At 32.0% G+C, this 24,581-nt stretch carries 23 protein-coding genes and 6 tRNA genes; 8 read left to right on the forward strand and 21 right to left on the reverse strand.

All coding sequences use genetic code 11. From position 1 onward, the window contains the following. The first annotated feature begins 237 nt into the window (after window positions 1-237). Window positions 238-3,687, forward strand: a complete 3,450-nt coding sequence (locus QWY99_RS03920) for a T9SS-dependent choice-of-anchor J family protein (RefSeq protein WP_290261772.1) — start codon at window positions 238-240, stop codon at window positions 3,685-3,687. Between the two features lie 107 nt (window positions 3,688-3,794). Here the strand turns inward: QWY99_RS03920 and QWY99_RS03925 are convergent, their stop codons facing one another. From QWY99_RS03925 to QWY99_RS03940, 4 genes are all read right to left on the reverse strand, one after another. Further along, window positions 3,795-5,417 carry a hypothetical protein gene (locus tag QWY99_RS03925; protein WP_290261774.1) on the reverse strand — a complete coding sequence of 541 codons (1,623 nt, stop codon included), beginning with the start codon at window positions 5,415-5,417 and terminating at the stop codon, window positions 3,795-3,797. Continuing rightward, on the reverse strand, window positions 5,414-5,929 hold the full coding sequence (locus QWY99_RS03930; protein ID WP_290261776.1) for an RNA polymerase sigma factor: 516 nt from the start codon (window positions 5,927-5,929) through the stop codon (window positions 5,414-5,416). Before QWY99_RS03930 ends, QWY99_RS03925 begins: the two co-directional genes overlap by 4 nt. 88 nt (window positions 5,930-6,017) lie before the next feature. Beyond that, a complete protein-coding gene (locus QWY99_RS03935) occupies window positions 6,018-6,419 on the reverse strand; it encodes a hypothetical protein (RefSeq protein ID WP_290261778.1) in 402 nt (133 codons plus the stop codon). 41 nt (window positions 6,420-6,460) lie between these two features. After that, on the reverse strand, window positions 6,461-7,339 hold the full coding sequence (locus QWY99_RS03940) for a protease complex subunit PrcB family protein (RefSeq protein ID WP_290261780.1): 879 nt from the start codon (window positions 7,337-7,339) through the stop codon (window positions 6,461-6,463). A gap of 187 nt (window positions 7,340-7,526) precedes the next feature. Here QWY99_RS03940 and QWY99_RS03945 point away from each other — a divergent pair, with 187 nt between their 5' ends. The 3 genes from QWY99_RS03945 (at window position 7,527) to QWY99_RS03955 (ending at window position 10,277) form a co-directional block, all read left to right on the forward strand. Then, complete coding sequence (locus QWY99_RS03945; protein WP_290261782.1) at window positions 7,527-8,885, forward strand: DNA recombination protein RmuC; 1,359 nt, start codon at window positions 7,527-7,529, stop codon at window positions 8,883-8,885. Window positions 8,886-8,969: 84 nt separating this feature from the next. Beyond that, window positions 8,970-9,524: an acyl-CoA thioesterase gene (locus QWY99_RS03950; protein WP_290261785.1), complete on the forward strand. Its 555-nt coding sequence runs from the start codon at window positions 8,970-8,972 to the stop codon at window positions 9,522-9,524. Between the two features lie 213 nt (window positions 9,525-9,737). After that, entirely contained in the window at window positions 9,738-10,277 is a 540-nt protein-coding gene (locus tag QWY99_RS03955; protein ID WP_290261787.1) for a YceI family protein, read from the forward strand. A 3-nt stretch (window positions 10,278-10,280) separates the two neighbouring features. On the opposite strand, the gene QWY99_RS03960 is transcribed toward QWY99_RS03955, so the two are convergent. Next, window positions 10,281-11,189, reverse strand: a complete 909-nt coding sequence (locus QWY99_RS03960) for a TIGR01777 family oxidoreductase (protein ID WP_290261789.1) — start codon at window positions 11,187-11,189, stop codon at window positions 10,281-10,283. 99 nt (window positions 11,190-11,288) lie between these two features. On the opposite strand from QWY99_RS03960, the gene QWY99_RS03965 reads away from it, so the two are divergent. Both QWY99_RS03965 and QWY99_RS03970 read left to right on the forward strand, forming a co-directional pair. Next, complete coding sequence (locus QWY99_RS03965) at window positions 11,289-11,951, forward strand: TetR family transcriptional regulator C-terminal domain-containing protein (RefSeq protein WP_290261791.1); 663 nt, start codon at window positions 11,289-11,291, stop codon at window positions 11,949-11,951. Beyond that, on the forward strand, window positions 11,948-13,252 hold the full coding sequence (locus tag QWY99_RS03970; protein WP_290261793.1) for an ABC1 kinase family protein: 1,305 nt from the start codon (window positions 11,948-11,950) through the stop codon (window positions 13,250-13,252). The genes QWY99_RS03965 and QWY99_RS03970 overlap by 4 nt, the downstream gene beginning before the upstream one ends. A gap of 173 nt (window positions 13,253-13,425) precedes the next feature. Here QWY99_RS03970 and QWY99_RS03975 read toward each other — a convergent pair whose 3' ends face one another. The 14 genes from QWY99_RS03975 to QWY99_RS04040 all read right to left on the reverse strand — a co-directional run bounded on the left by QWY99_RS03975 (window position 13,426) and on the right by QWY99_RS04040 (window position 21,388). Continuing rightward, window positions 13,426-14,721: a cryptochrome/photolyase family protein gene (locus tag QWY99_RS03975; protein WP_290261795.1), complete on the reverse strand. Its 1,296-nt coding sequence runs from the start codon at window positions 14,719-14,721 to the stop codon at window positions 13,426-13,428. Further along, window positions 14,721-15,182 carry an SRPBCC family protein gene (locus QWY99_RS03980; RefSeq protein WP_290261797.1) on the reverse strand — a complete coding sequence of 154 codons (462 nt, stop codon included), beginning with the start codon at window positions 15,180-15,182 and terminating at the stop codon, window positions 14,721-14,723. The genes QWY99_RS03975 and QWY99_RS03980 overlap by 1 nt, the downstream gene beginning before the upstream one ends. A 9-nt stretch (window positions 15,183-15,191) precedes the next feature. Next, the gene (locus QWY99_RS03985) at window positions 15,192-15,632 is read right to left on the reverse strand and encodes a sterol desaturase family protein (RefSeq protein ID WP_290261799.1); all 441 of its coding nucleotides are present in this window, start codon (window positions 15,630-15,632) and stop codon (window positions 15,192-15,194) included. A gap of 21 nt (window positions 15,633-15,653) precedes the next feature. Continuing rightward, window positions 15,654-16,490, reverse strand: a complete 837-nt coding sequence (locus QWY99_RS03990) for a phytoene/squalene synthase family protein (protein ID WP_290261801.1) — start codon at window positions 16,488-16,490, stop codon at window positions 15,654-15,656. A gap of 4 nt (window positions 16,491-16,494) precedes the next feature. Continuing rightward, complete coding sequence (gene crtID / locus QWY99_RS03995) at window positions 16,495-17,961, reverse strand: bifunctional phytoene desaturase/3,4-desaturase (protein WP_290261803.1); 1,467 nt, start codon at window positions 17,959-17,961, stop codon at window positions 16,495-16,497. A 37-nt stretch (window positions 17,962-17,998) separates the two neighbouring features. Next, a complete protein-coding gene (locus QWY99_RS04000; RefSeq protein WP_290261805.1) occupies window positions 17,999-18,898 on the reverse strand; it encodes a MerR family transcriptional regulator in 900 nt (299 codons plus the stop codon). A 75-nt stretch (window positions 18,899-18,973) separates the two neighbouring features. Continuing rightward, window positions 18,974-19,936 (reverse strand): ion channel, encoded by a 963-nt coding sequence (locus QWY99_RS04005; protein ID WP_290261808.1) that lies wholly within the window; start codon window positions 19,934-19,936, stop codon window positions 18,974-18,976. 136 nt (window positions 19,937-20,072) lie between these two features. Continuing rightward, the gene (locus QWY99_RS04010) at window positions 20,073-20,573 is read right to left on the reverse strand and encodes a tetratricopeptide repeat protein (RefSeq protein ID WP_290261810.1); all 501 of its coding nucleotides are present in this window, start codon (window positions 20,571-20,573) and stop codon (window positions 20,073-20,075) included. A 168-nt stretch (window positions 20,574-20,741) separates the two neighbouring features. Then, a tRNA-Lys gene (locus QWY99_RS04015) sits at window positions 20,742-20,814 on the reverse strand. Between the two features lie 40 nt (window positions 20,815-20,854). Then, a tRNA-Lys gene (locus tag QWY99_RS04020) sits at window positions 20,855-20,927 on the reverse strand. A 39-nt stretch (window positions 20,928-20,966) separates the two neighbouring features. Next, window positions 20,967-21,039, reverse strand: a tRNA-Lys gene (locus tag QWY99_RS04025). Window positions 21,040-21,080: 41 nt separating this feature from the next. After that, window positions 21,081-21,163 (reverse strand) — tRNA-Leu (locus QWY99_RS04030). Between the two features lie 39 nt (window positions 21,164-21,202). Next, window positions 21,203-21,275 (reverse strand) — tRNA-Lys (locus QWY99_RS04035). 40 nt (window positions 21,276-21,315) lie between these two features. Next, window positions 21,316-21,388 (reverse strand) — tRNA-Lys (locus tag QWY99_RS04040). Window positions 21,389-21,515: 127 nt separating this feature from the next. Between QWY99_RS04040 and QWY99_RS04045 the strand changes: the two genes are divergently transcribed. Then, window positions 21,516-22,034 carry a shikimate kinase gene (locus QWY99_RS04045; protein WP_290261812.1) on the forward strand — a complete coding sequence of 173 codons (519 nt, stop codon included), beginning with the start codon at window positions 21,516-21,518 and terminating at the stop codon, window positions 22,032-22,034. On the opposite strand, the gene QWY99_RS04050 is transcribed toward QWY99_RS04045, so the two are convergent. Together QWY99_RS04050 and QWY99_RS04055 are read right to left on the reverse strand one after the other, a co-directional pair. Further along, window positions 22,026-22,526 carry a phosphoribosyltransferase family protein gene (locus QWY99_RS04050; protein ID WP_290261814.1) on the reverse strand — a complete coding sequence of 167 codons (501 nt, stop codon included), beginning with the start codon at window positions 22,524-22,526 and terminating at the stop codon, window positions 22,026-22,028. The two genes, QWY99_RS04045 and QWY99_RS04050, sit on opposite strands and share 9 nt — an antisense overlap. Before the next feature lie 47 nt (window positions 22,527-22,573). Beyond that, window positions 22,574-22,966 (reverse strand): RNA-binding S4 domain-containing protein, encoded by a 393-nt coding sequence (locus QWY99_RS04055; protein WP_290261816.1) that lies wholly within the window; start codon window positions 22,964-22,966, stop codon window positions 22,574-22,576. A gap of 78 nt (window positions 22,967-23,044) precedes the next feature. Here QWY99_RS04055 and bamM point away from each other — a divergent pair, with 78 nt between their 5' ends. Continuing rightward, window positions 23,045-24,052, forward strand: a complete 1,008-nt coding sequence (gene bamM, locus QWY99_RS04060) for a BamM family beta-barrel-assembly machinery protein (RefSeq protein ID WP_290261818.1) — start codon at window positions 23,045-23,047, stop codon at window positions 24,050-24,052. Window positions 24,053-24,581: the final 529 nt, after the last annotated feature.

Raw genomic sequence — 24,581 nt, forward strand, 5'->3', positions numbered from 1 at the left:
AAAACCTTATGATCACTGGGGTTGTTGAGTTTTTTAGCTTAAAGTGATAAATGGTTAAAACTGTTAATTGTCTATTTAATTAATTAAAATATTCAATTTTTTGGGGATAAATAATTTATATCGTGTTGTTTTGTGTTGAATGTTTAATAAGTTTACAACACTAACTTTAAGGTTTTATAATATTGGCTTAACTTTAAAGACTATAAATTTGAACTCTAAAACTCTATTTTTAATCGTATGAAAAACATTTACTCTTTACGCCATTTAGTGGCATTTTTTAGTTTTTTTTATTGCTTTTCGGGAAATCTCTTAGCGCAAGTACCAAGTAACCCTTCTCCTCAGGCTATTCCTTACAAACAAAATTTCGATGGATTACTTCCCGGTGCTACAGTTTATCCAGCTGGATTTCAAGGTTGGCAAGCTGGTACAACTCAAAATACTGCCACTTATGGAACAGGCTTGACTGGGGATAAAAATTTAATTGGTGGAAGTACAGCTGCCACAAATAGTGGAAATGTTCATAACTATAATGGAAAAATAGGTTTTTTGAATACAACTACTGCTGATTTCGCATTAGGTTTTGCTTTTTCAAGCCTTAATAATTCTGCAATTATAGTTCAATATGATGCGATGATAATCCGTAATTTATATGACGGAGCAGCAGTTAATCGCCTTCAAGAAATGGCTTTACAATATCGTGTTGGGATTACAGGAGCTTTTGTTACTTTACCGTCTACGGCATATTCAAACAATAGTGTGACTCCACAAACAGGAGCTGTTACAACGCCTTTGGATAATCAAATGACTCGAATATCAGTAGCATTGCCTTCCGATTGTGATAATCAACCTGTAGTGCAAATAAGATGGATTGCTAGATTGGCATCAGGTACGCTTGGGGCTCGTCAATCTTTTGCAATCGATAATATAGAAATTCAGAGTGATAAAGTTGCACCAATTAGCGTTGTAGGTTATCCAAAAATAGATAATATATTATCAGATGAGTTTGATTTTTCTAATCAAATAGATGAAGTTGGAAAGACCTATTATGTATTAGTATCTTCTACAGATTCAGCACCAACTAGTTTACAAATAAAAAACGGTTTTAACGCTAGTGGAACTGCCGCTTTGCAATCAGGTTCATTAGATATCACAGATAAAACTGAGGTTTGTACAAAAACGATTACAGATTTAACATTAAATACTGCTTATAGTGTTTACTCTATTTCTGAAGATCCTTATGGGAATATACAAGCCAGTGCAACTAAATTAGACGTTACAACTTCAAGTGTAATATTACCAAAATTGACACCGAGTAAAACAATAATGAATTTTGTACCCGTTGAACAAAAATTTAATTCATCATCTTTAAGCTACCAGTTAGGAGGAACTAATCTTAGGGGAATAGTTACTGTTACAGCATCAGGTAATTTTGCAGTTTCAAGGGATAATGCTAATTTTCAATCTTCAGTACAATATGATATAGCAGATTTTGATGGAAATGCGACACCAACTGTTTATGTTCGTTTTAAACCAAACACAATTGGTAACTTCTCAGGGCAAATTGCAAATCAAACCGCTGATGGCAGAACTAAAGTGGTTGCTTTATCAGGTGTAGGAATTGATCCATATATACAGGATTTTAATGATGCAGATGTTTTAACTAATAGTGGTTGGACAGCTTATAATGTATCAGGGACTAATAATAAATGGGTTAGTACAACCACTAATCCGAAGAGTGCTCCTAGAGCCATAGTGATGAACGGATACTCAGATAATGGTCCTAGTAAAGACTGGTTGATTTCACCTAAATTACAACTAGATACTTTTGATAAATTTCCATTATTGTCATTTCACTCTCGTAAATATTTTCCTGGGCCAAGTTTGAAATTAATGGTTTCTACGAATTATGATGGGGTAAGTAGTCCAGAAACTGCTACTTGGATAGATTTAGATGGTAAATTTCCTACTGTAACTGGTTCTTATGTACAATCACAATATATTAATTTAGGAGATTATAAAACGAATCATACCTATTTGGCTTGGGTATATGAAACGACAATAGGTGGTGGAAGTGGTAATGCTTCAGAGTGGACAATCGATGACGTAGCCATAACTGATGATTTAAATTTTGTAGATTCAAACCCTAATTTAGATTTTGGTGATGTAAGACCGAATTCGATTTCTGATAGTAAATCTTTTATATTCAAAGCTGGTGGTCATGGTAATATTACAATCACGGCTCCTACAGATTACAAAGTATCTCTTGATAATTCTAACTTTCAACTAAGTGTAAATGTTCTTGAAGCTGATGCATTAATAGGGAAGACAGTTTATACTAGATTCACACCATTAACAAAAGAACTGAAAATAGCTGGTCCATTGACTATTTCAGGAACGGTATTGGATAAAAAGATTGGTACATTGACAGGTTCTTCTTTACCAAAAGAAGATACTTTTGATATAGTGACGTATAATTTGAAATTTTTTGGAACTGATGTTAAAGATATTTCTGGAAAAGAATTTGGCCCAACGGATAATGCATTACAAATTGCAAATGTTGCTAAAGTTATGATTAAGCTTGATGCAGATGTTTATGCAGTGCAAGAAGTGTCAGATGATAAAGCTATGGATGAATTAATTAAACAAATAAGTGTTGGTGGTAAAACATTTAGTAAAGTAACATCGCCTCGTTGGTCTTATTCATTTAATGCTGTTAATCCAAATTTTCCAGCACAAAAAATAGTTGTGATTTACAATACTAAAAATATTATAGTAAAAAATACAAGTGTAATGTTTGATGAACTTTATGATAAGGTACAAGCAGAACCAGAACCAAAAAATATTAATATACCTAATTATCCAAGCCCAGATGGTAGCGGTGCTAACTTTTTCTCATCTGGTCGTTTGCCGTATGTAGTAGATATAGAAGCGAATATTGGTGGAGTAAAAAGAGAAATTTCAATTATAGGTCTTCATGCACGTGCAAATAGCGGAAGCGATATGAGTAAATACAATATGCGTAAGTATGATACTAAAGTATTAAAAGATAATTTAGACGCTAATTATCCAGATGCTAGTTTCATTATACTTGGAGACTTTAATGATGATGTAAAAAAGTCAGTAGTAGGTAATAACCCATCTACATATGAAATTATGGTCAAAGATACAGATAGGTATAATGCTTTAACTTTAGATATTAGTAATGCAGGAGTAAATAGTTATTATGATTTTAATCCAGAAAGTTTTTTAGATCATATTATGATTTCAAATGAATTGAATAGCGAATACATCGCTAATTCAACAGCAGTATATGATCCTCGTAATGATATTTCTAATTACATTAATACAACTTCTGATCACGGACCAGTAATTGCTCGTTTTGAATTAAAAGGAACTACGTTAGGTACAATAGATTTTGAAACAAAGAATGGTATAGCTGTAAAAGCATATCCTAATCCAGCTACAGATGTAGTTAATATTCTTGTAAAAACGGTTGATGATAAGAAACTTAAATTACGACTTTATGATATTACCGGACGTATGATAGGAAGTCCTATTGATGTAACAGGAGGACAAGATAAAAATACTTCAGTGATTCAAGTAAGTGATTTAAAATCGGGTATCTATATCTACACTTTAACAGAAAATAATAAAGTTATCTTTAAAGACAAAATCATTAAGAAATAAAAGGCAATCGTCTTTTTAATAAAAAAAAGCTAGATTCTAATCATTAGAATCTAGCTTTTTTGTGTAATTATATTTTGCAGTAATAGTTATTAAAATGAAAGGGAGATTTAAAACCCGAAATTAACACCAAAATTCAACCCCCATTGAAATTGGTTGAAAGATTGAGTTTTTAGTGGATTGACATAATAATTCAGACCAGGTTCAACAAACAAACGCGTTTGCTTAAGCACTTCATATTGCAAAGTACTACTTAGTTTAGATCCATAGACGAAATTGTTTACATCTAGATTCTCGCCAATTGAATTGCCATCTAAGAAAATCTCATTGGAAATTAATTTTCCGACAAAACCACCCGTGTTAAGCATTATAGCTGTTTTCTTTGTGCTTAAAATAGAATAAGAAACTTCTAAAGGCATTTCTAAATATTGTAATTGTTGACTAATATTACCAGTTAGATTATTACTACTGTTTTGAACTTTTTGATTGCTGTTATCAGATGAAAAAACATAATTTTTATTTGTCGAAATGTATTCTACATTTGGACTTGAAATAAAAAAGTCATTTATGATTGCAGTACTTAATGTGTTTTGTTGTTTGTTGTAATAGGAAACATTGGCCACAGATTGTCCTAGTTCATTGATTTTTAAACCAGAGCTTACTGCCCATTTTTTGTTAAGTTTGTAATTTGTTTTAATCCCATATCCAGAATTTTGTTTTGATTCTATAGAATTCCCTAACGCCTTTTTATTGCCTGAACTTTGTGAATTTACAATACCTGCATAAAGCCCAACGGACCATTTTTCTTCTAAAAGAACTTTTTCAGTTTTCGGTTCGTCTTTGTCTTCTTTATTGTTTAATCTGTTTTCTAATTGTTGCAACTCAAGTGCAATTTTTGCTTTATTTAAAGAATCATTAAAAACAATAAGGTTTTTTTCTGAACTAACATTTACGCTAATTCCTTTATTTCGATCTGTTTTTAAACTCCCATTTAACTCAGTTGCATTCTGTTTATATGTAGCGCTATTATTGTTGTTTTGAGATGAAGATTGCGTATTGTTATTTAATGCAATTTCTTCATTTTTATTTCTATTAAAATTATTATCAATTTCAGTATTATTTTGTTTTGATAAAGATGTATTTGCACCTTCTTTAGTTGAAAGATCAATATTGTTCTTGCTGTTAGAAGCAATTTTTTCGTTTTTATTTTTGTTTATAGAGTTGTCGATACCTATGCTGTTACGCTCTGATGAGGTAGTTTTAGTACTACTTTCGGTTGATGGTTTGGATATAGCAATGGCTTCATTGTTTAATTTTAATGAAGATTTTTCTTTTTTGTTGATTGACGGTGTTGCTGTTTTTGTAGATACTTGATTGTTGTTTCGTTTTTCATTGCTTCTAGAATTATTAGGCTCGGCAATAGTTAATGTACTATCTAGAGGATTAGTAAAAATAGTAGACGGAGTTGTATTTGATTTTGAGTTGTTTTCTTGAATATCTATAACAACATTATTATTCTTAAGTAAATCATCTTCATTCGAGTTAAAATACAGACCAGATGTAATGGCTAAACCAATTAAAAGACTAGCGGCTAACGACCACCAAATGGCTGTTCCCTTTTTCTTTTTAGGTTTATCCAGTTTTTCTTCAATCTTGGCCCATAATTCTGGTGGAGGTACACTAGAAAAATTTTCTATTGAAGAAAAAATGTCTTCTATTTTTTCCTTTTTCATGCTGTTTTAAAATTTAATACGGCTAAAATTTTCGTTTGTAATATTTTTTTTGCCCTATTTAAGTTTGATTTTGAAGTCCCTTCCGTAATTTGTAGCATTTCTGCAATCTCTTTGTGTTTCATTTTTTCAAATACAAATAGATTAAATACCATTCGGTATTGGTCGGGTAAATCCTGAATATATTCGATTAATTTTTCCTGTGTTATCGGAATAGATTCTAGTTCATCCTCTTCGATAATTTCTGTTTCGTAATCAAAAACATCCAAAAAGAGGTAATCTTTTTTTCTCTTTTTAAGAGTTTCTATAAGTTTGTTGATGAAAATTCGTTTCATCCATCCCTCAAAACTACCTTCAAATTTATATTGATTGATCTTCTGAAAAACGATAATAAAGGATTCTTGAAAGACATCTTTCGCATCATCTTCATTTTTCATGTACTTTAGACAAATTCCATACAATACAGGAGAGAACAATTGATAAATTCTCAATTGTCCTTCTCTGTCATTGTTCATGCACTTTTTTATAAGTAAGTCTAAATTGTCTTCCAAAAAATAATTTTAAAGTAAATTAGATTGCAATTGGTATTTTGATGTCAGTATTCTACCTTTTATAGATAGAAACGTATCCGTTGGAGAAATTGTTTGTAATAATTAAATTTTTAGAATCTAATTTGTCGATTACATAAGTTATTCCTTCGAAAGTGATTAAATTATGCATTTGATTGTCAAATACGCTAATACCTTGAGTAATTTTGTATTTGCTATTTCTTATCTCAACATTGTTTTTGTATGTAATAACTTTGCCTTCTGGTGTGAAAACTATTTTTTTTGTACTTCCAATACTCTTTGGAGTAGAAATGTTTTTCCCGTTTTGTATACTCATTGATTTTTCCCAAGTCCAAGTACCTTGTAGCTTAATTGCTTGATCAGATTTGAAAATAACATTTGATGAGTAAGTTGAAACAGAAATAATAATCAAAAGTGTTAAAATTGTTTTTTTCATACTAAGAAATTAATGTTAATTATATAACATGCAAAGTTAGTTTAGTTTCTTAAAACAGCAATTTTATCTTTAATAGCTTTTTTAAATGCAATTATTTCTGGGCTTTGATCTGGTGTGTTGTCATTGTCTATCAGTATCTTAGATGTCTTGTTTCCCTGGGTTAATTCGAAGTAAATCCCTCCTTGATTGTCAGAATCTGGGCTTCCATAGGTCTTATTTTGACCATTTAGGCTTAAAATTTCTGCAGGAACTAGCTTTGAAAAGTCAGAATAGTCGCCTTTCTTAGATAGTGCTTTGTAGCTATATTTGTTAAAATCATATTGGCCAGCAACTACATTTAAATATTGAATTACATTTAAACTGTTAATATTGAAAAATAATTGGCAATCAGCCCCGTTACATTCACTGCTGTAACTTCCTAAAACGATAAAGTTTTTATTTTGACTTATTTTGTTTAAATATATAGGTTTATCTGTTTTTGGAATTAAAACAAAATCGTAAGGGTTTGTAGCTGGAGAGGTAACTGGTTCGTCAGAAAGAGGCTCTTTTTCGTAGAATTGAACTATTACTTCGCAAGAGTTCTCTATAATTGAACTAATTTTTATTTCATAACCACCTGTTGGCTTTGGTCCTGAAAACACACCAACTAAATAATTTTTGGTAAAATCGATATTAGGATTTACTGCCGTAGCACATGGATTAGTATTTTTGGTAAAAAAAGAATCCATTTTTTCTTGTGTTTTTATGGCTACTGCCATAGAAGCAATCGGCATGTCTTTTATGGTATAATTGCATTCTAATGGGAAACCCGAAAAAGCAACATTACTATAATCACCACAGCTCTCATAATCATTGTCTGAGTTCATTGAGCAAGAACTGATTCCAAAGGCAACAAATAGGCCAAAAATAATTTTCTTCATTATTTAATGTTTTAAAAGATTATACCTTACAAGATGGAGTAAAGTCAAAAAGGTTGCGTCAATAAAAAAAAAATCAAAAAAAAATTTATGAAAATTATTACTGGAGAGTTTTTTTTATAATCAAAAAATAAACACTTCTTCTTCACTGGCTATTATTACGTACTTTTACCCTTTAAAATAACTCTTTATGGTGAATTTGTTTCCTCTTTTGCTCGTTTTTATTATTGCTTTAATCTGTGGAGTTTTTATAGCTAAACTTATTTTTTCTGCAAGATTCCAGTCAGAGAAGGTGAGCTTAAACGAAAAGTTAATTGCAATAACGAATCAGTTTCAGTTGCAAAAAGAGCACTTTCAATCAGAAAAAAACAACTTAGAAAAGCAACTTCAAGTATCAAATTCGGATAAAGAAATTATTAGAACCGAAAAAGATAGTCTTGCGATTCAGTTATCAAAAAAAGAAGTTGATTTCGAGAATTTATGGGAACGCCACAAAGAACAAAAAAGTGAAGTAGAGCAAATTCAGGAAAAATTTGCCAAAGAATTTGAAAATCTTGCCAATAAAATACTCGAAGAAAAATCGACAAAATTTACTGCACAGAACAATGAAAACATGAAAAATATCTTGTTGCCTTTGCAAGATAAAATCATAGGATTTGAAAAGAAAGTAGAAGATACACATAAAGAAAGTATTGATTATCACGCCGCTTTACGTCAGCAAATAATAGGATTGAGTGAAATGAATGCTCAGATGAGTAAAGAAACGCTTAACTTGACAAAAGCCTTAAAAGGCGATAGTAAAATGCAAGGGAATTGGGGAGAATTAGTTTTGGAACGAGTTCTCGAAAAGTCAGGATTAGAAAAAGGAAGAGAATATGAAGTACAACAAAGTTTTACTAATGAAGCAGGGCTTCGTGTTCTTCCAGATGTAGTGATTCATTTACCAGATGGTAAAAAAATGATTGTAGATTCTAAAGTTTCATTAACGGCCTATGAAAAATGGACAAATGAAGAAGATGATAGTTTAAAAGCAGCTTATTTAAAAGAGCATGTGAATTCTATAAAACGCCATGTTGAGCAACTTGGAAATAAAAATTACCATGATTTGTATCAAATACAAAGTCCAGATTTTGTTTTGCTTTTTATACCAATAGAGCCCGCTTTTGCAATCGCTCTAAATGAGGAACCTACCTTATATAATAGAGCATTCGAAAAGAACATTGTAATTGTTACACCAACTACATTATTAGCCACTTTACGTACTATAGATAGTATGTGGGCAAACCAGAAGCAACAAGAAAATGCATTTGAAATCGCAAGACAGGCTGGAGCATTATATGATAAGTTCGAAGGATTTGTAGCCGATTTAATTAAAATTGGAAACAAAATTAATGATTCGAAAACAGAATATGATAGTGCCATGAGCAAGCTAGTAGAAGGCCGAGGAAATTTAATTGTGAGCGTAGAGAAATTAAAAAAAATGGGAGCAAAGGCAAAGAAATCACTTCCAGAAAATATATTAACAAGAGCAAGTAACAATGAAAATTAAAACATATAAATCTGCTTGTTATTAATAGCAAACTTGTTATTCAAAAAATAGTAATCAAACCATTTGATATAAAATATCATAAAAATGAATCCAAATTCAAATTTTAAAACAGTCGCTTGTTCGAGAATAAGCATATCAGAATTAATGCTTCCTTCACACACAAATTTTAGTGGTAAGATACATGGGGGATATATATTATCGTTGTTAGATCAGATTGCTTTTGCTTGCGCATCAAAATTTTCAGGTAATTATTGTGTAACAGCTTCGGTAGATACTGTCAATTTTTTAAAACCTATAGAAGTAGGAGAATTAGTAACGATGAAAGCTTCAGTAAATTATGTTGGAAAAAGCTCAATGATTGTAGGAATTAGAGTTGAAGCAGAAAATATTCAAACAGGTGTAATAAAGCATTGTAACTCATCCTATTTTACAATGGTAGCAAAAGATAAAGAAGGAAAAAGTGTACTCGTACCAGGGCTTATTTTGTCAAATTTAGAAGAAGTAAGACGTTTTTGTAAATGTTTGAAACAAATTGAAGTAAAAAAAGAAGTAGAAAATCATGCAGTAGAATCCAATTATAGTTCTATCGAAACATTGGCAACCTTAAGTAAATACAATGTTTTACTAGAACTTAATTAAACTAAATTTTCATATAATTTTAGCGTTGTTTTAAGAACCAAAGTAGATTAAAAACCGTAACTTTAAGAAAGAGCATTTTTCAATATATTAGTGTTTTAATCTCTTTTTTAGATGGTTTTATTTTTGATTCCTGTCTGTTGTAGGTTTGTATTTGTCAATAGGCTTTTTTCGAAAAATATCTTGCAATGTGTCTAATCTTAATTGCTGAAGATTATGAAAAAAAGTACATTTTTAATTTTATTATTTACCGCTAATTTTATTGCTGCACAAGATAAAATGCGAACTTCAATAGGCATTATTAATTTTGAAGCTTCAGTCCCTTTTTTTGAAGAAGTTAATGCAGTCAATAAAACGGTAATTATGGTTATGGAGCCAGAAACAAGCAGTTTTGTTTGTGTGGCTGTAATGAAAAATTTTCGATTTAAAATGGATTTAATGCAAACCCATTTTAATGAAAATTATATAGAAAGTGATCGCTATCCCAAAGCTATATTTAAAGGCAAAATTGGAAAATTTGACTTAAAAGATATTAATGAAATACCTAAGGAATATACCATAAAAGGAAAACTTCAAATTCATGGTAAAACAAAAGATATAGAAGTAAGTGCAAGACTCAAAAAGATACCCGAAGGAATAGAAATAACTTCAGATTTTCCACTTTACACAGATGATTTTAATATCAAGATTCCATCTATGATAGAAAGCAAAATATCCAAAAGAGTAAATACAAGTTTGGTGGGGATTATGAAATAATTATTAGATGCAACTTTTAAGGGCAGGTTCTAAATTTGAATATTTAAATTTAAAACCTGTTTTTTTTATTTTTTGAGAAGAAACTCGTTGTCCAGTCAAAACAATTTTACTCATTTCACCCATTACCAATTTAATTACAAAAGAAGGAATTTTAGGCAACCATAAAGTATGTCCATATGCATTTGCAAGAGCTTTAGAAAAAACAGCATTAGTAGTGTCATCAGTAACAGCTGCATTATACGGACCATTCATATCGGTATCTGTAATAGCAAGATAATAAATGCTACATAGGTCATCAATATGAATCCAAGGCATATATTGTTTTCCCGTTCCTATAACTGATCCAAATCCATATTTAAATAATGGAGTTAATTTTTTCAAGAAACCATCGCCTTTACCTAAAACTAAACCTGTTCGTATAATAACAGTACGAATTCCTAGAGATTTGATGCATTCCGTAGCGGTTTCCCATTTTTGACAAGTAGCTCCCAGAAAATCATCTGCTGCTGGTGTTTCTTCAGTACAAATAGTTTCACTATTAAAAGCACCGTAAATTCCAACTGCCGATGCAGACACAAAAGCGTCTAATGATTTATTGTGTTTTTTTAAAACAGAATAAATGAGGTCAATAGGCTTTTCTCTACTATCGATTATTTCTTTTTTACGTTTATTAGACCATTTTTTTTCAGCAATACCTTCACCAGCAAGATGGATAATGTAATCCGCTTTTAAAACAGAATCTTCATCTATATAGTTATTTTCGATATCCCATTTATAATAGGTGATTTTTGCACTAGATTTTCTTTCAGTACGAGTTAATATAGAAATTGAATATCCTTGATTAATTAATAAATCAGAAAGCTTTTTTCCAATAAAACCAGAACCACCAGTTAATAAAATGTTTTTAGACATAATAGTTTACAATATATTTAACACCTTGTTTTGTTTAACATTACGTAAATATAGTTAAACGTTGCTTACCTTTATAAACAATTAAAAAAAGTAATAGATATGGCAACTAAAAAAGAAATATTGACAAAAGATAAAATTGTTTCTCTGTACATGGATTACGTATTAGAACATGGTCAAAATCCTAAATCCGTTTTTCATTTTGCAAAAGCAAATGATTTTGAAGAAGCCGAATTCTATTCTTTTTTCGGTACATTCGAAGGACTAGAGAAAGAAATTTTTAATCTATTTTTCGAAAACACAATCGAGTTATTAGATAAGAACCCAGAGTATCAAGAGTATGATATGAAGAATAAAATGCTGAGTTTTTACTTTACATTCTTTGAAATACTAACAGCAAATCGTAGTTATGTAGTTCAAGCTCTAAAAAACAATTCTAATCCAATAAAAAACTTGGTCAAACTAACCACACTTCGTGATAGTTTTAAAAAATATATTAGTGAAATTATAACCGATGATTTTCGAGTTCAACAAGAGAAACTTCAAAATTTTCAAGAAAAAGCAATTCAAGAAACTGCATGGATGCAACTTTTACTTACGCTTAAGTTTTGGGTAGATGATGCATCGCCAGCTTTTGAGAAAACAGATATTTTTATCGAAAAATCAGTAAATGTCTCTTTCGAATTAATGAATGTAGCACCAATGAATCATCTGCTTGATTTTGGCAAATTTATTTTTAAAGAAAAAATATACAGCAAACAATGAAAACAATCGACTATATCCCAACTTCCAAAATAGAAAGGGCGACCAAATTGGTTCAAACTGGAGCAAAAGTAGGAGTGAACTATTTGAAATATTACGGAGAGAAAATTGTTAATCCAGATGTAACTCGTGATAAATTAAATGAAAATAACGCCGAAGATATTTACGACGGACTTAAAAGCTTAAAGGGAAGTGCGCTTAAGGTAGCACAGATGTTAAGTATGGACAAGAATTTTTTGCCACAAGCTTACGTCGAAAAATTCTCATTGTCACAATTTTCTGTACCACCACTTTCAGCACCGTTAGTATTAAAAACATTTAAAACTAATTTTGGTAAAACTCCCTATGAAATTTTTGATGAGTTTAATCCCAATTCAGTAAACGCAGCAAGTATTGGACAAGTACACTTAGCTGTAAAAGAGGGTAAACAACTAGCTGTTAAAATTCAATATCCAGGAGTTGCCAATAGTATTTCATCCGATTTGGCTTTGGTAAAACCAATGGCAATACGAATGTTCAATCTTCAAGGAAAAGATTCAGATAAATATTTTAAAGAAGTAGAAGATAAGTTAATCGAAGAAACTAATTATTTGTTAGAATTACAACAGAGCCAAGAGGTAGTAAATGCTTGCGAAAAAATAGAAAATTTAGTATTCCCAAATTATTATCCAGAGTTCTCTTCAGAGAAAATCATAACTATGGACTGGATGAAAGGAATCCATCTTTCAGAATATACGGCAAAGACACGTAGCCAAGAGGAATCGGATACAATTGGACAGGCGCTTTGGGATTTTTATATGTATCAAATTCATATTTTAAGAAAAGTTCATGCAGATCCACATCCTGGAAATTTCTTGGTAAACGACAAAAATCAGTTGGTAGCGTTAGATTTTGGATGTATGAAACAAATTCCAAATGATTTTTATATCCCATATTTTGAGCTAATCAATAAAGAAGTGATAACCGATGAGAAACTTTTTAATGAAAAACTTTTTGAATTAGAAATTCTACGAGCAGATGATACTAAAGAAGAGATAGCCTATTTTACAGGAATGTTCCATGACCTATTGTCTTTATTTACAAAACCATTCCAATCAGATACATTTGATTTTTCTGATGAAGACTTTTTTGATAATATAGCACAATTAGGAGAGCGTTTTTCTAAAGACACAAACCTCAAAAAAATGAATGGTAACCGAGGATCGAAACATTTTATATATATGAATCGTACTTTCTTTGGCTTATATAATTTAATGTTTGATTTAAAAGCTAAAATTCAAGTAAATAATTATCAGAAATATTAGGAGCATAATCCAGCTCTACACTGTATCTCTTGTGGTGAACCCCACCACAAGAGGATGCCGTTACTATCTGGGCTAGAGCAATCCTAACCTAGAAATAATTAAATAAATAATGTTAGGCGACACAAATACATCTATGTTCTCGTTTAGTTAAAGCTGTTTAAGCAACGTCAAAATTACCTCAAAATGCCTTTTTTATAAGTAGCAATTGCTCGGTCTCTAGCAAAAGCATGTTCAATCATAGGGGTATTATAACCTAAATCAAATTCAGGAATCCATTTTCGAATATAAATTCCTTTCTCATCAAATTTCTTAAGTTGAATTTCAGGGTTAAAAACTCTAAAATACGGAGCAGCATCGCAACCAGTACCTGCAGCCCATTGCCAGTTACCCACATTCGAAGCTAATTCATAATCCAGTAATTTCTCGGCAAAATAAGCTTCGCCCCATTGCCAGCTAATTAATAAATGCTTGCATAAAAAACTAGCAACAACCATTCGAACACGATTGTGCATATATCCAGTTTCGTTAAGTTGGCGTATTCCAGCATCAACCATTGGATATCCAGTAGTACCAGAGCACCAACGTTTAAAGTCATTTTCGTTATTTAACCATTCAATCCCGTCATAAGCCGATTTAAAATTGTGGTTAACAACATTCGGAAAACTAAACAAAATTTGAATAAAAAACTCTCTCCATATTAGTTCACTCAAGAAAATTTGATTTTTTTGAGAAGCCCAATTTACTAACTTACGAGTACTAACAGTTCCAAAACGTAAATGAGGAGACAGGTACGAAGTAGTGTCTAAGGCTGGATAATCGCGTGTTTCATGGTAATTCGAAATATTCTTTAGATTATGGGGAAGCACAACGATTGTACTTTTTTCAAATCCAATTTGATTTATCGATGGAAAAGGGAATTGGCTTTTATAAAAATTAGAAAAAAGGCTAGCAGTATCATATGTTTCAGCTCCACCATTCAGCTTGTATTTCTCTAGCCATTTGTTTTTATAAGGAGTGTATATAGTGTAAGGTAGACCATCTGCTTTTGTGATTTCTTTTTCTTCAAACACAACATGATCTTTGTATGAAAAAGCAGTAACTCCTTTTTCTTTCAATAAATCAGAAATAAAAAGATCTCTTTTTATAGCATAAGGTTCATAATCTTTATTAAAAAAAACATTCTGAATGTCGAATTCTTCGACAAGAGATTTCCAAACCTCGGCAGTTTTCCCTTTTTTAATCAAAAGCGAACTTCCAATTGTATTTAATTCTAAATTAATTTTCTCAAGAGAATCGTAGATAAAGCTAACTCTAGAATCATCTTTAGGCAGACTTTCAAGAATTGCATCATCAAAAATAAATAAAGGAATAACCGGAAATTGAGATTCAAGGGCATGAAATAATCCTCGATTGTCATCCAAACGTAAATCACGTCTGAACCAAAAAAAACTAACTTTTTGCTTGTTCATTATTTAGTATTAAAAAGTTCTTCTACTTTTTTATAACGATATTCAAAAATCGTTTTTAATTCATTTTTTACAACTAGGGAATTCATAATGCGTCCAATAAATCCTAATGGCAGTGCATAATGTACAACATCAGTCATTTTAGTTCCATTAGGAGTGGCTTCAAAAAAATGTTTGTGATGCCATAAGCTGTAAGGACCAAAACGTTGTTCATCTATAAAGTAATTATTTTCTTTAACGATTGTTATTTCAGTCATCCAGTTTAGCTTAATACCTAATAGAGGAGTAATTTTATATTGAATGATTTGTCCAGCATACATCAATTTGTCATCATAATCAGTGACCTCAAAACCCATCGACTTTGGAGTAATTACTTTAAGGTTTTTAGGGTCAGAAAAAAAAGTCCAACATTCATCCAAACTAGCATTAATATGTTGAACAGATTCTTTTTTATATACTTTCATAACTTACTATTAGATTTTATAGTACTTAAAAGGCACGAATAGCATTCCAAAACATTCACCATGTTCTTTACCTAGGTGTTTATGATGCGCTTTATGCGCTTTTCTTAATCCTATAAGGTATTTATTTTTGGTGTTTTTAAACCATTTAAAGCGTTGATGGATTAACACGTCGTGAACCATGAAGTAACACAGTCCATAAAAAGTTAATCCCAAACCGATAAAGAATAAATAATTGATGCCATCTACTGTTCCAAAATAGAATAGTAAAATACTAGGGATAGCAAAAATTACAAAGAAAATATCATTTCGCTCAAATACATTTGCATATTTAGGCTGATGATGATCAGAATGAAAATACCACATAAAGCCATGCATAACAAATTTATGAGTACACCAAGTGACACATTCCATAAAGAGAAACACGCCTATAAAAATTAAAAAGGAAACCATTGTTTTATTTTTTGTTAGAAATTATACCATTCTTAGTTTATAAGAAACAAAAGATTTGGCTAGTAATCCAGCTTTAGAATAATTAGAAACTCTAATTCTTTCATTGCCTATCTCGTGGCAAGGCGTATTTTCAAGTTTCTTTAAAAGCTTTTTGTAATAAATATAAGCAGTATAGACTCCAAACTTAGCTTCAACAGGAAGTTTTACAATTCCTTGGTAAGCTATTCTAAAATCTTCTTCAATCTCATTTATAATTTTGTCTTTTGAGATTTCATCAAATGAGTTTAAATCGATTCCTGGAAAATAGTTTCGGTTCAAAATCAGATTGTCGTCTTTTAAATCTCTTAAAAAATTCACTTTTTGGAAAGCGGTGCCCAATCGCATAGCTTCCATTTTTAATGTTTCATATTTTGAATCACTACCAGAAACAAATACCTTAAGGCACATTAAGCCAACAACATCCGCAGAACCATAAATATAATCTTCAATTTCTTTCTTATTATAGTCCGTTTTGATTAAATCTTGTTTCATGCTTTTTATAAAAGACTGAATTAAATCATCGGTAATATTGTATTTTTTCACAGTTTGCTGGAAAGAATTTAAAATAGGATTTAGACTTATACCGTTTGCGATTGCTTTATAATATTCTTTCTCGAAATCATCGATTAGATTTTTTTTATCATAGCCATGAAAAGAATCTACAATTTCATCAGCAAAACGGACAAAGCCATAAATGCTATAAATTGCATCTCTTATACTTGGAGCTAGCATATATACCGCTAAAGAGAAAGAAGTACTATAGCTTTGGGTTACGAGTTTGCTACATTTAAACGAGACATTATCAAATAACTGCTTCATAATCTTATAATGAAAATGATTTGTTTATTAATTCCGATACTAGTTTTCCTGATATTAAAGCAGGCGGGACACCAGGTCCAGGAACAGTTAATTGTCCAGTAAAGTATAAATTTTTTATTTTTTTACTTTTCAGTTTAGGTCTTAAAAATGCAGTTTGTAATAGGGTATTAGCCATTCCGTATGCATTTCCTTTATAGGCATTATAATCCTTGATAAAGTCATTTTTGCAAAAAGACTTCTTAAATATAATATTATTTTTGATTGATTGTTGTGTTACAGTTTCAAAACGGTTAATTATTTTTTCAAAATATTCTTCGCGTAGTGCTTCAGTGTCTTCTATTCCAGGAGCTAACGGAATTAGGAAAAAACCACTTTCCATTCCCTCAGGAGCTGCTGTTGTATCAGTAATAGATGGGAAGTTAGCATAAAACAAAGGAGCTTCAGGCCACTTAGGTTCATCATAAATATCTATGGCGTGTTGATTAAAGTCAACATCAAAGAATAAAGCATGATGAGAAATTGCTGAGATTTTTTTATCAAATCCAACATAAAATAAAAGCGAAGAAGGAGCAAATACTCGACTTTCCCAATAGGAGTCAGAATAGGCTCGATGTTCCTCATCTAATAGCGTTTCAGTGTGTTGGTAATCGGCACCGCTTAAGATTATATCCGAAGAAATGATCTCGTCATTCACAATTAATGAAGTTGCAGTATTATTTGTTACAATGATTTTGTCTATGTTAGAATTGGTTTTAATAGTAACTCCAAGTTCTTTGGCAAGACTTTCGATTCCACGTACTACATCAAACATACCAGTTTTGGGATGCCAAGTGCCTAATCCAAAATCAGCATAGTTCATGAAATTGTAGAAAGAGGGGGTCTTAGATGGTTTAGCACCTAGAAATAAAACTGGAAATTCAAGAATTTGAATCAGTCTTTCATCTTTAAATTCCTTGCGAATATCCTTGCTAACCGTTCCAAAAAACTGACTCAATTTTTGTGTTGTTTCCAGAGTAATTAATTCCAAAGCGGAAACACCCGGGCGATACACTAATTTTTTTATCGCAATATCGTAGTTGCTTTTTGCTTTTGATATGTAATCAACTAATTTTTTTCCACTTCCTTTCTCTATAGATTCAAAAGTAGAAGCAATTTCTTCTAGATTATCAGTGATTGCCATAAATTCATTAACTCCAAAATAGACGCGATAGGCAGGGTTTAGCTTGATTAACTCATAGTAGTCACTTGTTTTTTTGTCAAAATCATTAAAGAAATTTTCGAATACATCGGGCATCCAATACCAGCTTGGGCCCATGTCAAAAGTAAAGCCATTGCTTTTTAACTGTCTGGCTCTACCACCTATAGATGCGTTTTTTTCATAAATGGTCACGTCATAACCTTGCTTGGCTAGATAGCACGAAGCGGCTAAAGACGAAAAACCCGAACCAATAATTGAGATTGTTTTTTTCATTTGTTTAACAAATTTACAAAATAATTAAACAAAACAATTAGATATGCGTTACTAATTCTTCTATAGAGTTAAAAATATGTATTCTTTGATTTAGATTCTCTGTCTCAATGTATTCGACAACTCTACCAATTAGCCATATTTCGTTAGTGTTATTTAGTAACTCTGTACTCATGTTATTTACGTATTGATTGACTGTACTTCGGTCAGGTTGAGTAGTGAGGTAAGAAACAAAAGTGATATTGTTAAAATGATTGTTAAGCTCTTTCAGGTTTTCTATAGGCATGCTTTCACCCAAGTAAATTGTTTTATAGCCTTCTAGAAGTATCTCGTATTGGATATACATTAATCCGAGTTCATGAATTTCATTCATTGGTAATGAAAGCACATATATCCTGTTGTTTCTTGTTGGCTTTTGAACTTGAAGTTTCTCTGTATTTATATGTAATTTTTGTTTTATCAAGTTAGATATAAAATGTTCATGAGCTGGAGAGATAGTGTCAGATTGCCATAGTAAACCTAATTCATTTAAAAGAGGAATAAATACTTGTTGGAAGATTTCCTTAAATGTTTTTTCAGTAGACAGCCAATTAAATGTATTGAAGAATGACTCTTGGTCAAAATTCATCATTGCCATTTTAAATGCGCTGATGGCATGATTTTTTGTATTCTTGTTGGAAATGATTTCTTTAACTAATTGCGGAATTTTATCCTGAGGATAGGTCGCTATTTTTGAAATCTTATATCCATATTCATGTAGCAATGTAATGTTCAATAGTTTTTGTAAACTAGCTAAATCATACAGGCGAATATTGGTGTCAGTACGCATAGGTTCAAGGATATTATATCGCTTTTCCCAAATACGAATAGTATGGGCTTTGATTCCAGAAAGATTTTCAAGATCTTTTATGCTAAAAACACTTTTTATATTGTTTATCATTAACGAGTATTTGATAAACAAATGTAACTTAATTTCTATAAAGATACTTGAAATTAGAAATTTATAGTTTTTAGTTTATTCAAAATTGACAGTCTGATGAGAGTTGAGCTTGTCTAGGTGTAATATGGTTTTAGTGTTGTTTCCATTGCGATTGTACATTGTTTCAAATTTAGCGCCGTATATAACCTCTTTGAAGGTGTATGAGGTTCTTGCAGCTACAGTATTGCTATACGTGTCATCAAATGTTTTAATGAATACCAATATTTCTCCATGGATAGCGGTGAAGTCATCTTTTGTGAATTTATATAACGGACTTTTTTCTGTTATGGGATGTACTAATGTCCAGCTTAATGTTAGGGCGTTGATTTGCTTTAATTCTAATTCAAGTGAATAGAACTTGTTTGTTTTTACTCCGTCTTCTTCAACACTGATCCCTAAGGTGATTTTTGCTTCAGCATCTGTAAAATTTGTGTTTTTAAAAGGAACAAGTCGAATCATTAAAGCTTTGTGATCTCCATAAGGGCTAATTAAAGCGTTATGGGAGAATTTAAGAAATGCTGTTGGTCTACTAAATCTTCCGAAAAAGAGTCCAGTTGCTATGGCAAAGCTCAGTAAACCTATTAAAGCTTCGGCGGCCGATAGAGAACTGGTTAAAAAACCGGTTGGACTAATGTGTCCATAGCCTACCGTTGTGAATGTTTGTGCACTAAAAAAATAGGCTTGCCCAAATTTTGCCCATTCGCTTTGTGAGGCGACAATTCCGTCAAGATGTTCTATTCCAATTGCGTAATAAGCAATTGCAAAAATGAAATTTATAGCAATATAAAAAGAGAATAAGATAAGCATGAACTTCCAAGCTGGCATATCTATCATAGTGTGATACCAGCTAATACGACGTAATACATGCATTCCTCTTTTTTCAATATTTGGAGAACCATCCTTATTTACAAAACGGCCTCCGTAATTGTTAGAGTTAGTCCCAAAACCGGAATTCTTGTCGGTTTCGGCTTTAGTATTTATCTTTTTTAGTATTGACATATATTATATCGAATAAGTTTAGACTAAATTCAATTGATCGCCGAATATTCTATCAAATATAAGCATAAGTTAGAATACAAAAAAGCACCCAACTCTTACTTTGTGAAAAGAAAAGTTGGGTGCTTTTTAATGATTTTTATTTACAAAAAGTAGCTTTGTTTTTGCTAGCACTTTGACTGCCTAATTCTATTGCTTTGGTGAAATCTTTGCAAGCATTTTTCTTGTCTTGAATTTGAGTGTAACAAGTACCTCTTAGATTGTAGGCTATATAATCTTTAGGATTTAAGGCAATCGATGAAGTACAGTCTTTAATTGCTGCTTGAAAATCTTTTAATTTATAATTTACGTTGGCTCTTCCGGTAAATGCATCTGCATTCATAGGGTCTAATTCAATTGTTTTATTAAAGTCTTCAAGAGCCCCTTTAGTGTCGTTTAATTTTAGTTTGGCAACACCTCTGTTCTGATATGCTTCTGTGAAGTTTGCTTTTAGCTTAATGGCTTTGGTGTAATCAACTATTGCGCCTTTTGTATTTCCATTTTCGGCTTTTCTCAAGGCTTGATCAAAATAATCAGATCCAGATTGGCTCCAGCTTATGCTGCTTGTTAAGAATAATAAAATAAGTAATGATTGTTTCATAAAAATAAAAAATTAGTAGGTTTATGTTTAACGTGATTTGGTATGGTTTATTGTAACAAAAAAGGGAAACATCATTTGATATTTTCCTTTTTGTTATTAGTTTATTTATTCTCTTTATAAGATTTATGGAAATAAAAAAAGGGCCAAGTAAAATTACTTGACCCTTTGTGACCCGACTGGGGCTCGAACCCAGGACCCCATCATTAAAAGTGATGTGCTCTACCAACTGAGCTATCGAGTCGTTATTGGTAATGATATATTTTGTTTAGTCACAAAATTTGTGACCCGACTGGGGCTCGAACCCAGGACCCCATCATTAAAAGTGATGTGCTCTACCAACTGAGCTATCGAGTCATTGCTATCATTGCAATAGTATGTATGTAAAAAAAAATGTGACCCGACTGGGGCTCGAACCCAGGACCCCATCATTAAAAGTGATGTGCTCTACCAACTGAGCTATCGAGTCATTATTTTTCAATAATTTATTATATTTGATCACAAATTTTGTGACCACGGTGGGATTTGAACCCACACGCCCTTTCGAGCACCACCCCCTCAAGATGGCAAGTCTACCGTTTCTCCACGTGGCCAAAAAAAAAAGGCCAAGTAAAAGTTTACTCAACCTTCTGTGACCCGACTGGGGCTCGAACCCAGGACCCCATCATTAAAAGTGATGTGCTCTACCAACTGAGCTATCGAGTCTGCTGTCAAGGAAAGTTTTTATGTTTGATCACAAATCTTGTGACCCGACTGGGGCTCGAACCCAGGACCCCATCATTAAAAGTGATGTGCTCTACCAACTGAGCTATCGAGTCATATTCTTTCCTTGAATGCGGGTGCAAATATAAGGAGTTATTTTCGAAGTTTCCAAGCATTTTTATTATAAATTTGTCTTTTTTTTGGAAAAATTTCCAATAGCTTAGTTTATAAGGTTTTATTAGTATGAAAAAAATAGTGTTATTAGGGTATATGGGTTGCGGTAAGTCAACAATTGCTCAGAAATTATCAAAAATCGTAGAAATCCCTTTTTTGGATTTAGATAAATGCATCGAAAATAAGGTTGATTTAACCATAAATGAAATTTTTGAGACCCATGGAGAGATTTATTTTAGAAAATTAGAGCATGAAACATTTGTAGAATTGCTTCAATCTCCCGAAGAAATGATTATAGGTCTAGGAGGAGGGACACCTTGTTATGCTAATAATCATGAATTGCTAAATAAAGAAGGTGTGTTATCTGTTTATTTAAAAGCATCAATCGATACTTTATATGGACGCCTGCTTAATAATAAAAGTAAACGTCCACTTATTGCTGATAAAAATGAAGCGGAGATGAGAGAATTTATAGCAACACATCTTTTTGAAAGAAGTTTCTATTACAATCAAGCTAAATATAAGGTAAGTGTAGATGAGAGAACAATAGAGGAAACAGTTTCTGATATCCTTAAGGTTTTAGCTTAGGAAGGCATAATTGTTATTGTTGTCATCAAATACAACCTGTACGTGTTCTAGTAACGAAGTTGAAAGGGATATGCCTTTGAAATCTGCTTTTACCGGGTATTTTTTGTGATTTCTGTCTACAAGAACAGCTGTTTTGAATTTCTTTAGCGGAACGTCCAGAAAATGACGAACAGCGTATATTAATGTAGTGCCAGAGTTTAATACGTCATCAACAAGAACTAATCCTTTGTTTGTGTATTGATCTTTGGTTAGTGAAGTGTTTATAGGAGACTCGGGTTTTTGTTTGTTTACTTGTACTTCGCAAAGAGATACTTTAATAGAAGAGATAGATTCAAGTGCTTTTGCTAGTTTTTCAGCAAAAATAAATCCGTTAGTTGCAATTCCAGCAATTACAATTTCATCGTCCTCTACAAAGGTTTCATATATTTGATAGGCGATACGTTTAATTTTATGTTCTATTTCTTGGTTTGTTAAGATGATGTTCTTGCTCATTGTAGTTGTTTTAAAGTAATAAAAGTTGAATAATGTGAAATTGAATGTTATTCAGATTCGTCTTCGTCGCTAGAAATGTCATTTCCGAATTCGTCAATATCTCTACGGTCTTTTTTGGTAGGTCTTCCGGTTCCGTTTTTTCGGTAATGTTCTTTAGATAGTTTTAGCAATTCCAAATGAGCATATGCTTCGGCTGGAGTTTCGTTCTTTCTATATATGTCAACAAGTTTTGCGCCAACTCTGTTTTCGGGAATATCTAGCACAGTTATGATTTGAGTAATTTGATCTTTTCGAAATGTAATTTTATCAGTCGGAAAAACCTCCTTCGAAGGTTTCGCAACTTGGCCATTCACAGTAACGTGGTTCTTCTTGCATGCCTCGGTGACCAAATTTCGAGTCTTGTAATAGCGCACGCACCATAGGTATTTATCTATTCTCATAAATTTTCAAAAATCGGAGTTAAATTGTTTACAAAAATAAATCAATATTGTATCTTGCGCACCTAAAAATCAACAATAATGAACAAAATTAAATATTATTTTATTTTAACAGTTGCGTCAGTCTCTTTATTTTCTTGTTCGAAAAGCGATTCTGCATCTGTAGAGCCTCTGAGGGATTATACAGTGCAGTATAAGGCGGATATTGCTGATATTAAAGATTATTTAGAAGCAAATACTTTTACAGTTACTGATGCGCCTGGTACTCCAGAAGATCAGGATATAAAAATTGTACCGAAAACAAAGCCAGAAGAGAAAAGTATAATGTCTTATTTGGATAGTCCGACTTTTCCAAGTTTGAGATCTAAGATCGTAAAGTTACATGGTATCGAATATACGATGTATTTTTTGATGCTTCGTGAAGGGGTTGGAGAATCACCATGTAGTGTTGATGGGGTTTTGACTTCTTATAAAGGAACATATTTGTATAGAAAACCTGCTGTGTCAGAAACAGAACCTTCTGTTGTTACGGCTTTTCCGTTTGAAGAAGTGGTTTTTCCGCAAGATTTTTTTAATATGTATACTTTAGCTGTTAAAGGATGGGGGGAGACTTTTCCAAATTTTAAAGCTGGTACTATAGGTGGGGTTGTAAATGGAGTTCCTCAGTATAATGATTTTGGTGCAGGAGTTATGTTTTTGCCTTCTGGTTTAGCTTATTACGGGAGTGGTAGTGCTGCGATACCAGCTTATGCTCCTTTGATTTTTAGTTTTAAATTGTATGCGATAAAGCGTTTGGATCATGATGGTGATGGAATCTTGTCTTATCTAGAGGATGATGGAGATGGGTATTTAAGAGATATGCGTAATAAGACAGATTATCCGGGTAATGATATGAATCCTGATGATACAGATAAGGATGGGATTCCAGACTTCTTAGATATCGATGATGATGGAGATGGTATCGCAACGAAAGTTGAAATTAAAAATCCGAATACGGGTGAGCCTTATCCGTTTGATCTTATTCCAGTATGTACTCCTTCAGGGTTTAAAAATTATTTAGATCCTTCTTGTTATCCTGGTAGTAAATAATTAGGATGAAAAAAAACTCAAGCGACTACTATGTTATAGTAGTCGCTTTTTTTTGTGCTTATATATAGGTGTGATTACTCATTATATATAGGAGACAGTAATCAAAAGAAGCGCAGATACCGATTTTCAGGAGCTTTTACCTGCTATGCGCTTCAATCTTGTCCTTTTTAAAGAAAAAAGGGCAAGGATTTCCGCTTCTATCAGGGCTAGGAGGGGTAAAATAGAGGATAAACGACATATTTAACGACAATATAATAAGCTTGTGTCTTTGCGTCTTCGCGAGAACCCCAGTAAAAGCGAGTGAAAACAAGGAAAGAGAATGCTACCCCACAGAAAAACCTCATAAAACGCAAAAACACCCAAATGTTAAAATTAACGTTATCAATACATTAAGAAATAATCAAAAAATAAACGCAAAAACACAAGCGGAAAGTATTGTTTATCTATAAAAAGGTGGTAGTTTTGCACCCGCAACAAACAAGACGTTCACTGAAATACTGACAAGCAAACAATTAAAATTAGAAACGAA

The organism is Flavobacterium branchiarum, assembly GCF_030409845.1.
Lineage (GTDB): Bacteria > Bacteroidota > Bacteroidia > Flavobacteriales > Flavobacteriaceae > Flavobacterium > Flavobacterium branchiarum.